The following is a 13,269-nucleotide window of genomic DNA, read 5'->3' on the forward strand; positions in this document are numbered from 1 at the left end:
TACTACCTTGTGATACAATAGGATAGTTGTCCACAGGATGGACTGGAGTACAAGGAGGAGCAGAACTGCATGAAACAAGCCCCATTTATAGCCGTTGAAGGGCCAATCGGAGCAGGTAAAACGACGTTGGCTTCGATGCTTTCAACCGAGCTACATTTGCCGATAATCAAAGAGATTGTCGAGGAGAACCCATTTCTCGATAAATTTTATCAAAATATAGATGAGTGGAGTTTTCAGCTGGAAATGTTCTTTCTCTGCAATCGGTATAAGCAGCTGGAGGATACTGGTCTGCAATATATCGAGAAAGCTCAGCCCGTTATTTCTGATTATCATATCTACAAGAATTTGATTTTTGCTGAACGTACGCTTAAGGGTGTGAAGCTCGAAAAATATCGTCAAATCTATCATCTGCTCACGGATGATATGCCTAAGCCAGACATTATCATTTATATTAAAGCAGATTTGGATACCTTGCTGGGGAGAATTCGCAAGCGTGCACGCTCTTTTGAACAGGAGATGGACCCCGCCTATCTGGAGCAATTAATAATAGATTATGATAAAGGCATTCAGTTTCTCGCTGAACAGTCCCCTTCCCCTCGTATATTGACCGTGAACGGGAATGAAATTGATTTTGTAGAAAACCAGGCACAATTTAAACAAATTGTTTCCGATGTAAAGGAGCTTATATAGTGAATAATTACAACATTCCTGCGAATGCCCTGATTACGGTAGCGGGTACAGTGGGTGTAGGTAAATCCACGCTGACTGGTGCTTTGGCCGGACGCCTTGGTTTTAAAACCTCTTTGGAGCAGGTCGATCATAATCCCTATCTGGAGAAATTTTATCACGATTTCGAAAGATGGAGCTTTCATTTGCAAATTTATTTTCTCGCGGAACGCTTCAAGGAACAAAAGAATATTTTCTTGTCTGGTGGAGGTTTTGTGCAGGATCGTTCTATTTATGAGGACACAGGCATTTTTGCGAAAATGCATGCCGATCAGGGAACGATGAACCCTACCGATTATGAAACGTATACTAGCCTGTTTGAGGCGATGGTGATGACACCGTTTTTCCCGCACCCTGATGTGTTGATCTATTTGGAAGGCAGCTTGCCCTCCATACTGAGTCGGATTGAGGAGCGCGGTCGCGAGATGGAGATCCAGACCGAGCGTTCTTATTGGGAGCAAATGCATCGCAGATATTCCAATTGGATCAACGAATTTGATGCCTGTCCTGTACTGCGTCTGAACATTGATGAATATGATGTACACGACCCAGCTTCCATGGATGCCATTTTGGAAGAAGTAGGAAAAGTAATATCAAAAAAATAGAGATATAACCCCAAATAAATAACAGGGACTGTGGTACAATCAGTATAAATTATGCTGATAGACTACAGTCTTTTTTTGTCGAATGAACATGTTAAAGCATGAGATATGACTAACGGTATAGTGGACAAGTTTAGGCTGGAATGCGAGAATAGGTACATATGAATTGTAATGACTCACGGGAAGGATGGGATACTGTGATGCGTTTTGGTATTGTTGGAACCAACTGGATAACAGAGAGGTTTATTCAAGCTGCGATGGAGACGGACGAATTTTCCCTGACGGCGGTGTACTCACGCACAGAGGATAAGGGCAAAGCTTTTGCTGACAAATATAACAGCCAGCCGGAGGTTTTTACAGACCTGGCGCAAATGACCGCAAGTGATCAGGTCGATGCCGTATATATTGCCAGCCCCAATTCCTTACATGCGGAGCAGGCGATCTTATGTATGAATCACGGAAAGCACGTGTTGTGTGAGAAACCTTTTGCGTCTAATACAGCAGAGGTGAAGAGCATGATCGAAGCCGCGCGCAACAACGATGTTCTGCTGATGGAGGCCGTTAAATCCACACTTATGCCTAACTTTAAAATAATAAAGGATCATATGTATAAAATAGGCCGGGTTCGGCGTTATTTTGCAAGCTACTGTCAATACTCCTCACGCTTTGATGCTTTTAAGCAAGGTAAGGTATTGAATGCGTTTAATCCGGCCTTTTCCAATGGTTCCTTGATGGACCTTGGAGTGTATTGTTTGTATCCTATGGTGACTTTGTTCGGCAAACCTGAGGAGGTTCGGGCGGTTGGTGTACTTTTATCCTCTGGTGTCGATGGCGAGGGCAGTATCGTGATGAAGTATCCTGATATGGATGCTACGGTCATGTATTCCAAAATTACAGATTCCTATCTGCCTGCTGAAATTCAGGGTGAGAATGGAACGATGGTGATCGACAAAATCAGTCAGCCCTATGAGGTGAAAATTCATTATCGGGACGGCACGATTGAAGATCTGACCAAAGCTCAGACGCGTGAGCCCATGTATTATGAAATTCAGGAATTTATTGATTTGATCAAGAGTGGTGAACGCAACAGTTCCATTAACTCCTTGGAGTGTTCACTTACAGTCGCTGAAGTGATGGAGGAGGCAAGACAACAATTCGGCCTTCGTTATGAAGCAGATTTGAAAAATACTTCTACACATTAGTCAGTGGAATGATCAAGATTAAAATGCACAAAGGGCTGCCGATTTTGCAAACTTTGCAAATATACGGTTAGCCTTATTTGGCTTTGTAGCCCTAAAAGTGTAAGCAATTGTAATGACAGGAGTCAGAAGGCTATATTCATTTTTTATTGACAGATTCTCCTTCTTGTCTTAAGGTGTTAACAATGCAATATACAGTTAAATAATCCCACCTTCGTTCAAACGAAGATTAGGGAATTTTTTTAGGGTATAAATCCGATTAAATCCACCGGATTACTAAAATAGGATGGAGGAATACATACATTGTAGACGTAAGGAGGAAGCAGTTTGATAAAGTTTGAACAAGTTAGCAAAATATTTACCTTACCCAATCGTAAGGTAAATGCACTCGAAAAGGTTTCGTTATCGGTTAAAAAAGGAGAAATTTTCGGCGTGATTGGCTTTAGCGGTGCAGGTAAAAGTACGCTGCTGCGGCTTGTCAATCTACTGGAACGCCCCTCAGAGGGACGAATTGTCGTTAATGATCAGGATGTTACTCAGATACGTCCTAAGGAACTAAGAAATTTAAGAAGACGGATCGGGATGGTATTCCAAACCTTTAATTTGTTTAACTCTCGTACTGTATATGGGAATCTGGCTTATCCTCTAAAACTGGCTAAACTGCCCAAGGCACAGATAGATGCTCGTGTTAAGGAACTGCTGCAATTTGTTGGATTGGAGGATAAAGCGGATTCCTATCCGGAGCAGTTATCTGGCGGTCAAAAGCAACGGGTCGGCATTGCCAGAGCACTGGCGAATTCGCCCGATATTCTCATCTGTGATGAAGCGACCTCGGCCCTCGACCCGGAAACGACAGAAGATATATTGAGGCTGCTGAAAAAAGTAAATGAAGAGTACCAGATTACGATCTTGCTCATTACCCATGAAATGAATGTGATTCGCAGTATTTGTGATCGTGTGGCGGTGATGGAGAATGGTAGGGTGATTGAGCAGGGCAGTGTGTTCGATGTATTTGCCAATCCACAGACGAAGACGACGAAAAATTTTATTCGCTCTGTACTGAATGATCAGCTTTCACCCAAACTGCTGAGCAAGATTCGGGAGCATCACGCTGGCCGATTGTACAGACTTGTTTTTCGGGGTGGGGCGACCAGTGAACCGGTGCTTTCTAGAGCGACACGGAAGCATAATCTGGATTACAACATTGTATATGGAAGTATTAATGAGCTACAGGGAGCGCTGTTCGGAAGCTTAATTGTCGAGTTAATCGGTGCAGACGATGAAGTTAACAAGGTCGTGGAGGAACTACGAACGACGGTGGAAGTCAGGGAGGTCGTCGATCATGAGAGTTAATTGGGATACATTTTGGCTCAAGGTAGTGGAGGCTACAGGGGAAACGCTTTTGATGGTTGTTGTTACGCTGATTTTTGCCAGTATTCTGGGGCTTATGATTGGTTTAGTACTGTATGTGACACGTAAAGGGAGCTTGTTTGAAAACAAATTTGTGTTTATGTTTCTGAATTTGCTGATTAATATCATTCGCCCGATTCCGTTTATCATTTTTTTAGTGGCGATTAGCCCGTTTACGCGTTTAATCATGGGAACCACGATTGGAACCTCGGCGGCTATTTTCCCAATGACTATTGTAGCGGCCTTTGCTGTAGCGAGAATTGTGGAAAATAATCTGGTCTCCATAGATCCGGGCATGATAGAAGCTGCCAAGGCACTGGGAGCGACTCCATTTCAGATCATCACGGGTGTGTTGATTCGGGAAGCGCTGGGACCTTTGATTCTAGGGTTGACGTTTATTACCGTGGCCTTGATTGATTTCTCTGCCATGGCTGGTACGGTGGGCGGAGGAGGCCTTGGGAACCTGGCAATGACCTATGGTTATCAACGATTCGATACTTCGGTCATGATTGTCACGATTGTTTTGCTGATCCTTTTTGTACAGGTCGCCCAATATGCGGGGAATTACTTGTCTCGTAAATTTCTACGGCGCTAATGGGAACAGAGTATTATACATAACGATTAAAGGGGAAATGAAAATGAAAAAAATATTTCGCTTGGGTTTATTGGCTATTCTTAGTGTAGCGGTTCTATCTGCTTGCTCAGCTAACGGTTCGGGCTCAAATGCAAATGAAAAAGTACATGTTAAAATCGGGGTTTCAGGATCTGAGGACACGTATTGGGATGTGCTCAAGAAGAAAGCAGAGGCCAAAAATATTGAAATTGAGCTGATCAGTTTCTCGGATTATACATTACCCAATAAGGCGCTCGCCAATAAAGAGGTAGATTTGAATTCCTTTCAACATTTGGCCTTTCTCAGTCAGTTTAATGTAGAAAATGATGTGAATATCGTCCCTATTGGTGCAACGATTATCGCTCCAATGGCACTGTACTCTGAAAAATTCAAAAACGTATCGGATATTCCTGACGGCTCCAAAATTGCTATACCGGATGATCCGTCCAATCAGGGACGGGCTTTAAAACTTCTCCAGTCTGCAGGGCTGATTAAATTGAAGCAGGATGCGGGCCTGTATCCGACCACGGATGAAATCGAAGGGAATCCTAAAAAGCTGGAGATTGTCCCAGTTGTCGCCCAGCAGACGCCGCGCGTCTTGTCTGATGTAGCCGCCTCAGCTGTGAACAGCGGTGTTGCTACAGATGCCGGGCTCAAGCTGGATGGAGCCATCTACAAGGATGATGCAAGCAGCGAAGAAGCGAAGCCATATGTGAACGTGTTTGCTGCCCGGGCGGAGGATAAGGATAATGCGACTTACAAAACGATCGTGGATTTGTACCATGATGCTGATGTAGCCGAGGCGGTAAAACAGGATTCTAAAGGAGCTAACGTCGTGGTAGACCAGTCTGCCGAAGAGCTACAGGCCACATTGGATAAGCTGGTAGCAGATGTTAAAGCGCAAAAGAAATAAGAATGTTGAACAGAAGTAGGGTTGGAAGCATACTAATCTATTTTCGAAACGAGGAGAGATTGCGATGAGTACAACGAATACGGTCGATACACATAGACAGCGGATTATTAAGGAAATTGAGGAGTCTCGTCAGCTTTACACGGAAACGAGCCGGTTTATTCATGCTAATCCCGAAATCGGCAATCAAGAATTTCAGGCTTCCCAGGCACTGACGGGCATTTTGGAGCAAGCGGGGTTTGAGGTAACTCGTAATGTAGCGGGACACGAAACCGGATTTGTTGCGCGTAAGGCTTCTGCTAGACCAGGTCCGAAAATCGGATACTTGGCTGAATATGATGCATTGCCCGGTCTGGGCCATGCTTGTGGCCACAATATTATCGGAACCGCAAGCACGGCAGCAGCCATCGCCTTGGCGCAGGTGATCGACGAAACGGGAGGTGAGGTGTATGTGTTCGGTACACCAGCGGAAGAAGGCGGTCCTAATGGCAGTGCAAAAGGCAGCTTCGTGAAGCACGGGCTGTTCGAAGGGATTGATGCTGCACTGATGGTTCATCCATCCGGTGTGACCCGGCTGACCTCACCAAGTCTGGCAGTTGATCCGCTAGATTTTCATTTTTACGGCAAAGCGGCTCACGCCGCAGGATCACCAGAGCAGGGAATCAATGCGCTCGATGCGGTGCTGCAGTTGTTCAGCGGTATCAATGCTTTGCGTCAGCAACTGCCGACCGATGTGCGTATTCATGGCATCATTACGCATGGAGGAGACGCGCCCAATATCATTCCGGACTATGCGTCGGCACGCTTTTTCATTCGGGCAAGTACTTGGCAGCGCACAGAGGAGGTTTCCACGAAAGTTCGCCATATCGCAGATGCTGCTGCTTTGGCAACAGGAGCCACTGTGAAAATCGAACGTTTTCAAAATGAAGTGCGTGATTTCATTCTGAACGATACCCTGGATGAGGTAGTAGGTCGTGAACTGGAAGCGCTGGGAGAACAGTTGGATCGTGGCCCTCGTGCCGGACTGGGTTCGACGGATGCGGGAAATGTAAGCCATGTTATCCCGACTGCACATGCTTACATTAAGATCGGTCCGGATGATCTCATCGCTCATACGGTGGAATTCAGGGAAGCGGCTGGCTCTGAGAAGGGTGAGGAAGCCTTAGTGATTGGAGCCAAGGCGTTAGCCTTGTCAGGCTTGGAGCTACTGGTGAATGAAACACTACTGGTTGCGGTGAAGGAAGATTTTAAGCGTACGCATTCAGCGGCACAGTAAGCCAAGTCCACACATGGCATAGCAGAGCCGTCTAATATGAGTGTTATAGTTGAAGAGGATATCCTACAGTCTGTTTGGCTGCATGGATATCCTTTTTCATTTTCTTATAAGCTGCTATCATTGCTCCTCAATCGCTAGGTTACTCATAACCTCATTTTTACAAAGTACTATATTTCCAAAAACAACGTATTAACATTTGATTGTTATGATTATAGTTATAACTTTTACATATTAACTGCAAAGAGGAGTGTACACATGTTTAAGAAGTTTCAAAAGTGGTCAGCAACATCTATGTCTGTTGCTCTTGCACTAGGTTTGATTACTGGCATGTCAGCCTTACCTGTCCATGCTGAGTCACCAGGGAACACAGATCAAGGGATTAGTAAAGTTACAGCTACATTTTATGGAGACACAAAAGTCTCCAAAGGATTTACTTGGTATACTTCAAAACTTTTCACGAACAGCACTGTTCAAGTAATCAAGAAAACGGCTTCTGAAGCTGATTATACGAGTGCTCTTACATTTGAAGGCACTTCCTCTCCATCGACCAATTCTGCAGAAGAGCTTGTCCATAAAGCTGTAGCTACAGGTCTTCAAGCGGACACAGCTTATTATTATCGTGTGGGTGATGCAGCGCGCGGGATATGGAGCGAAACAGGTACGTTTCAAACGGCTCCTAAGAGCGGTGAATTTACCTTCATTGATCTAGCTGATACACAAGCAAAAAGCGAAGATGAAGCCATATTGTCTTCACAGACGCTCGAAAAAGCACTTCAAACTGTAGGTAATGCTCAGTTTGTAGTCCACAACGGAGATATCGTAGATACGGGTACCAAAGAAGAGCAGTGGAACTGGCTGCTGGGGCATTCACAAAAAAGCCTTTTGAATACAACCATTGTTCCTTCAGCAGGTAATCACGAGGATGAGAACTACGCTTTTTATGATCACTTTAATATTAACGAACCTTCTGGTTCCGCTACTAAAACAGGAGCGTACTACTCTTATGATTACAGCAATGCTCACTTTATCGTACTGAACTCCAATGAGGACTCAGAGAAATATGCCAATTTTTCTGAAGCTCAAGTCGAATGGTTAAAGAAAGATGCGGCGGCAGCCAAAAGGGCAGGTGCAAAGTGGATCATTGTTAACATTCATAAAGGTCCTTACACTACCTCTAATCATGCAACAGATTCTGACATCATGGATAAGAATGGAGTTCGTAACCAAATCGCTCCACTAATGGCCGAACTTGATATCGACTTTGTTGTGCAAGGGCACGATCATATTTACGCTCGTACGAAACCAATCAACCAAGAGGGTAAAGCAACAACGCCAACAAAATTAAAAGATACATTAAATGATAAGACGATTGAATATAGTGTGAATCCAGATGGAAGTATCTATGTCATCCCAGCAACCGCTGGCCCCAAAGTCTACTACAAAAACCCAAGTGAAAAACTTGGAGATAAGTACTATAATCTCTTTGAATTAGCTGAAGAGAATCATGCGGCAGTATATGGCCCAGATCCGAGTGACAATCGTAGACCAACACGTGGACAGGTACAGAATTTTGTTGGCATTACTGTAGACGGAAATAAACTTACAGCCGTAACGTATGAAATTGATCAAAACAAAAATGATGCCAAACCTTTTATTGTGGATCAATTCGGAATCATCAAAAAAGATTAGTATAATTGATTTAATAGTTTCTAAATGATCATAAAAGGATATCCTACAGTCTGGTTGGCTGCATGGGTATCCTTTTTCATTTTCTTAGGGGATATCTACTATTGTACTTGTAATACTTACGCCCTGTTCGGAAGCTGGTAAAACGTACATAATGCAATTAACGACTTTACAAGTTTAAACATGGAGTGACTTACAGGAGGATGAAACGACGATGGCTTATCAAGAAATCAATGGAGTACGAGTATGGGGATCACCTGATCCAGGGGCATTATCTCAAGCTCGTACATGTGCCGAAAACGGTAATGTAATTCAAGCGCTGCTGATGGCAGATCATCATAAAGGCTACAGTCAGCCGATTGGCGGTGTGATGGTGTATGACGGACAAATTTCGCCTTCAGGTGTCGGGTATGATATCGGTTGCGGAAATAAGGCGGTAAGAACCAAGCTGTTTGCAGCAGATATTATGCCGCGTATTTCAGCCGTGATGGATGAGGTTGCATGTCATATTTCGTTTGGCGTAGGTCGTGTGAATGCAATTCAGATAGACCATGAGCTGTTCGATGACCCGGATTGGGCAGTATATGCGGCGATTGGGAAACAAGAACATGACAAACTGAAGTCCTTGGCGAGAGAACAGCTGGGTACAGTAGGGAGTGGTAATCATTTTGTTGATGTATTCGTCGAGGAAGCGACAGGACAGGTCTGGATTGCCAATCATTTCGGCAGCCGGGGCTTTGGACACAAAACAGCAAGTGGGTTTCTAAATTTGGCCGCTGGACGAGAGTTTCTCGGAAAGGCGCCGGGAGAGCATATGGATCAGCCGCCTGTGCTGCTGGATATGAACAGTGAGTTGGGGGATATGTACTACCGTGCGATGCGCCTTGCCGGACGCTATGCGTATGCGGGACGTGACTATGTGATAGAACAAGTGCTTGGTATTATGGGGACCGAAGCGGACTTTACTGTGCATAACCACCATAATTACGCATGGAAAGAACAGCATGATGGGCGTGACACCATTGTGGTCCGTAAAGGCGCTACTCCCTCGGCACCTGGCCAGATGGGCTTTATTGGAGGAAGCATGGGCGATATTTCGGTGATTGTACGCGGAAAAGATTCGGTAGAAAATCGGGATTCCTACTATAGTACAGTTCATGGGGCAGGTCGTATTATGAGTCGTACCCAGGCAGCTGGTAAAATGAATTGGAAAACCCGCACACGGAGTGGTGGACAAATCACGGACGTACAGATGAAGGAGGCCGTTCTGAACTATAGTGTCGAGCTGCGCGGAGCCGGTACAGATGAAAGCCCGTTCGTCTACCGTAAACTGCGCGAGGTACTGGACGCTCATTCCGAGACCGTGGAAGTTATGCATGAACTGAAGCCCATTGGGGTATGCATGGCTGGGGCTAATGAATTTGACCCTTATAAGGATTAATAAAAAGACTATGCCAGGCAGAAGTGTTCATTCGCCGAGCATAGTCTTTTGAGTACATAAATGAGTATATAATAGAAGGAATTCATTGCTTGATGCGTTTGTTAGTAGCTTTATGTTTACAGCTTGTCAGCAAAAAGCTGTTCTTTAATATAAGCGACTGGCATTTCTTGGCCTGTCCACAGTTCGAAGGCAAGTGCGCCCTGCCACAGCATCATGCCCAGACCGTTAATGGCAGTTGCACCTACGGATTCGGCTTGTTCCATCAACTTGGATTTAGCTGGGCTGTACACTACATCGGTTACGATCAGGTCGGAACGAAGCATGGACACATCTTCAATCACACTTTTGCCTTCCAGTGGTTTCATACCAACACCTGTACCGTTAGCGAGAATGTGACTTGTGCGGATCTCTTCACGTAGCTGTTCTTGATTTTCCAATGGATAGATATTCGCCTTAACTTGGGTGTGTTTCATATCTTCATTAATAATACGGACATTCTCTTCTGCACGAGCAAAGAACTGATCGTTACGGGCAAAGATTGAAATTTCAGCCAGACCTGCTTGAGCCGCTTCAATAGCAATCGGTGTAGCTGCGCCGCCAGAGCCCACAAGTGTCATTTTCTTGCCTTTCAGGTCAATGCCGTGTTCACGCAAGTTACGAACATAACCAGATCCATCTGTACTGTAGCCTTTCAGTTTACCATCTGTGTTCACGACGGTGTTGACGGCACCTGTAAATTTAGCGCTGTCGTCCAGCTCGTCAAGATACTGTAGAATAGCTGTTTTATTAGGCATAGACACGTTATAACCGCGTATGTTCAGAGCGCGCATCCCCCGTACCACTTCTTCAAGTTGTTCATTTCCTACTTCAAAGGCCATATACGCATTATTCAGGCCCAGCTTTTCAAACGCAAGATTATGCATAGCCGGGGACAAAGAGTGTCCGATTGGTGTAGCAAGCAGTCCGATTAGTTGTGTTCTTCCGTCAATACGTCCAGCATTTTTCATGATATAAGCCTCCAAGTAATCTGTGTAGTTTAATGAAATACTTTTTTATATCGATAAGCAACAAACACGGCCAGCAAAATACTGACTACAGCAATCGCAATATCCAGAATGAATACCGAGGTAATTCCCAAACTTTTGGACATGCCCCCGGTAGCCAAAGGCATCAGGATGAACGAAAGACTGGCTGCTATGTTCACGAGAGAAGTCGTAGTGCCTTTGTTCTTGCGGAAAAATTCCGTCATAACCGTGAGGGCAATTTGGAATATGCCTGCGGTAGACAAGCCGATCAAGAATGAACTGATCAAAGTAGCGACAGGATTGTGCCATGTAATTAAAGCCAACAAAGAAAGTAGGGCAATAAGCGGATATACAATCATGACAGTAATCGGTTTAATGAATTTACCAAGTACCACTGCTAACAAAATAACGGAAACCAATGAACCTATACTATAGTAGCTCAGCAGTTTAATGGCACTGGCTTTGTCCATGCCCAGGGCCTCTTGTCCAAAGGTAGGAAGCCATAGCTGCACGATCATGAACAATACAGTAGAAGTAAAACCGATAATAATCAGAGATAAACCTTCTTGCCAAAACTTAGGCTCGCTGCGGAAAGTATCTGTGGATTGAGCAGCCTCGGTTGGAGCCTTTTGTTCCTCAGCTTTGTGGTTGGGGAAAGCTGTCATCGATAAGAAGATACCGTTCAGCAGATAAATCCCTGCTGGAATAAAGAAGGAATATCCATAGAACATATCGTGATTAATAAAGAATGCAATCATGAACGGAATCACAATAGCACCGATAGAGATGGATGCTTTGACCAGTACAGTTGCAGATCCAGCTTTTTTTCCAAAGCCTTCAATTAATGCAGGATACGTTCCTGAATCCATCATAGAGTTGCAAAGCCCTGCGATAATGGCAAACACGAATGCCAGCGAATAGTTAGGTGCAAGCGGAATGCCAATCAGAAAGATTAAATAAGCAAATGATGCAATAACAATGAGTGGTTTTCTTCCGTATTTGTCTGACATTTTTCCGGCTACCCCGAGAGCGAGCAGCTTACCGATCCCAATCGCGGACACCAGATAGCCGATGGCTGCTTTATCCGTGTTCAATTGGACGGTCAGGAAGCTCATATTCGACGAGAGAATAACATTGATCATACCCAGAAGAAAATAGTTGATGTAAAGCCCTGCTGCCATTCTGATATAAGGATTTTTCATAAGTGTAACTCCCAACTTAAATTTTAGATCAATGGCCTAGGTAGGCATCGTCCAGCGGTATTGCATTACGCCTACAGATAAGTGAAATTATTCACATTCTTTCTATGTCATTATTATATAAGGAGTGTTATTATAAATCCAATGCATATTTCTATCGTTTTTCATAGTTTGGGTCTATAATTTAAAATATGAATTAAAGAAGGAGATTACATAATTATGAACCTGAAGCACTTACAATATTTTCGTGTACTTGCTGAGATGGAGCATTTTACCCAGGCAGCTATGCGACTATGTATTACTCAGCCCAGTTTAAGTCATGCGATTTCAGAATTAGAAAAAGATTTGGGAGTTCATCTGTTCGAGAAGCAGGGGAGAAATATTCGGTTAAACAAATACGGACGATTTTTCCTGAAGTATGTGGAGCACGCGATGGATGAATTAGAAAAGGGAGAACACAATTTACGGGAGCTAGTGAGTCCAAGCCATGGAAATATAGATTTGGCGTTCATTTACACGTTAGGCTCACACTTCATTCCAGCGATCATTCAGGCCTTTTCAGCTCTAGATGCCCGTAAAGATATCTCCTTTTCGTTTCACCAAGGGAATACGAACGATATTATCAAGGGGCTGAAGCAGGAACATTATGATGTGGCGTTCTGCTCTCACATGGAAAATGAACCGGATGTGGAGTTTATTCCGTTGGCTCAGCAGGAACTGGTTGTCATTGTTTCGCCTGATCATCCACTGGCGACTCTAGACCAAATTGATCTCAAGGATACAGCGGATTATCCGGTGATCTTCTTCAACAAAAAGAGTGGGGTTCGGCCCATTATTGAGAATTTGTTTGTCAAAGCGGGCGTCACGCCACAGATTATTTGCGAGATTGAAGAGGATACAGCAATGGCAGGGCTGGTGTCTGTCAATTACGGAATTGGGGTTATGCCTCGAATTTCATCGTTAGATTATTTTAACGTCAAAACATTGCCTATTGTAAATCCAGAATACGAGCGTTTTATCTACCTGGCCAGCATCAAAAATAGATATTTATCCCCGGCAGTAGTGGACTTTCGGAACTTTGCACTAAGCTACGGCAAGGAGTTTTATCTGAAAACGCATCAGCGCGTCTAGGTTGGGGTCCCGCAATATTTAAACTTGATAAATCTTAAAATGTGTTCTATA

General features: G+C 44.2%; 12 protein-coding genes. 10 read left to right on the forward strand and 2 right to left on the reverse strand.

Annotated features, from left to right (window positions below):
• Window positions 1-69 precede the first annotated feature (69 nt).
• The 9 genes from ACM1ND_RS04695 (at window position 70) to ACM1ND_RS04735 (ending at window position 9,863) form a co-directional block, all read left to right on the forward strand.
• Entirely contained in the window at window positions 70-690 is a 621-nt protein-coding gene (locus ACM1ND_RS04695; protein WP_023987130.1) for a deoxynucleoside kinase, read from the forward strand.
• Window positions 690-1,331: a deoxynucleoside kinase gene (locus tag ACM1ND_RS04700; RefSeq protein WP_013308920.1), complete on the forward strand. Its 642-nt coding sequence runs from the start codon at window positions 690-692 to the stop codon at window positions 1,329-1,331. The genes ACM1ND_RS04695 and ACM1ND_RS04700 overlap by 1 nt, the downstream gene beginning before the upstream one ends.
• 197 nt (window positions 1,332-1,528) lie before the next feature.
• A complete protein-coding gene (locus ACM1ND_RS04705) occupies window positions 1,529-2,530 on the forward strand; it encodes a Gfo/Idh/MocA family protein (protein WP_418027113.1) in 1,002 nt (333 codons plus the stop codon).
• A gap of 324 nt (window positions 2,531-2,854) precedes the next feature.
• Window positions 2,855-3,880: a methionine ABC transporter ATP-binding protein gene (locus ACM1ND_RS04710; protein WP_310169076.1), complete on the forward strand. Its 1,026-nt coding sequence runs from the start codon at window positions 2,855-2,857 to the stop codon at window positions 3,878-3,880.
• The gene (locus ACM1ND_RS04715) at window positions 3,870-4,532 is read left to right on the forward strand and encodes a methionine ABC transporter permease (RefSeq protein WP_023987133.1); all 663 of its coding nucleotides are present in this window, start codon (window positions 3,870-3,872) and stop codon (window positions 4,530-4,532) included. Before ACM1ND_RS04710 ends, ACM1ND_RS04715 begins: the two co-directional genes overlap by 11 nt.
• 43 nt (window positions 4,533-4,575) lie before the next feature.
• On the forward strand, window positions 4,576-5,463 hold the full coding sequence (locus tag ACM1ND_RS04720; protein WP_023987134.1) for a MetQ/NlpA family ABC transporter substrate-binding protein: 888 nt from the start codon (window positions 4,576-4,578) through the stop codon (window positions 5,461-5,463).
• A 64-nt stretch (window positions 5,464-5,527) separates the two neighbouring features.
• On the forward strand, window positions 5,528-6,736 hold the full coding sequence (locus ACM1ND_RS04725) for a M20 family metallopeptidase (protein ID WP_023987135.1): 1,209 nt from the start codon (window positions 5,528-5,530) through the stop codon (window positions 6,734-6,736).
• 255 nt (window positions 6,737-6,991) lie between these two features.
• Window positions 6,992-8,425 carry a purple acid phosphatase family protein gene (locus tag ACM1ND_RS04730; protein WP_076295782.1) on the forward strand — a complete coding sequence of 478 codons (1,434 nt, stop codon included), beginning with the start codon at window positions 6,992-6,994 and terminating at the stop codon, window positions 8,423-8,425.
• Between the two features lie 211 nt (window positions 8,426-8,636).
• Window positions 8,637-9,863, forward strand: coding sequence for an RtcB family protein (locus tag ACM1ND_RS04735; protein ID WP_023987137.1), 1,227 nt, complete (start codon window positions 8,637-8,639; stop codon window positions 9,861-9,863).
• Window positions 9,864-9,979: 116 nt separating this feature from the next.
• On the opposite strand, the gene ACM1ND_RS04740 is transcribed toward ACM1ND_RS04735, so the two are convergent.
• Both ACM1ND_RS04740 and ACM1ND_RS04745 read right to left on the reverse strand, forming a co-directional pair.
• The gene (locus ACM1ND_RS04740; protein WP_023987138.1) at window positions 9,980-10,870 is read right to left on the reverse strand and encodes a shikimate dehydrogenase; all 891 of its coding nucleotides are present in this window, start codon (window positions 10,868-10,870) and stop codon (window positions 9,980-9,982) included.
• A gap of 29 nt (window positions 10,871-10,899) precedes the next feature.
• On the reverse strand, window positions 10,900-12,090 hold the full coding sequence (locus tag ACM1ND_RS04745) for an MFS transporter (protein ID WP_076160067.1): 1,191 nt from the start codon (window positions 12,088-12,090) through the stop codon (window positions 10,900-10,902).
• A gap of 216 nt (window positions 12,091-12,306) precedes the next feature.
• Here ACM1ND_RS04745 and ACM1ND_RS04750 point away from each other — a divergent pair, with 216 nt between their 5' ends.
• Window positions 12,307-13,218 (forward strand): LysR family transcriptional regulator, encoded by a 912-nt coding sequence (locus ACM1ND_RS04750; RefSeq protein ID WP_023987140.1) that lies wholly within the window; start codon window positions 12,307-12,309, stop codon window positions 13,216-13,218.
• Window positions 13,219-13,269: the final 51 nt, after the last annotated feature.

The sequence above is a fragment of the Paenibacillus sp. JJ1722 genome (assembly GCF_048282685.1).
Classification (GTDB): domain Bacteria; phylum Bacillota; class Bacilli; order Paenibacillales; family Paenibacillaceae; genus Paenibacillus; species Paenibacillus polymyxa_B.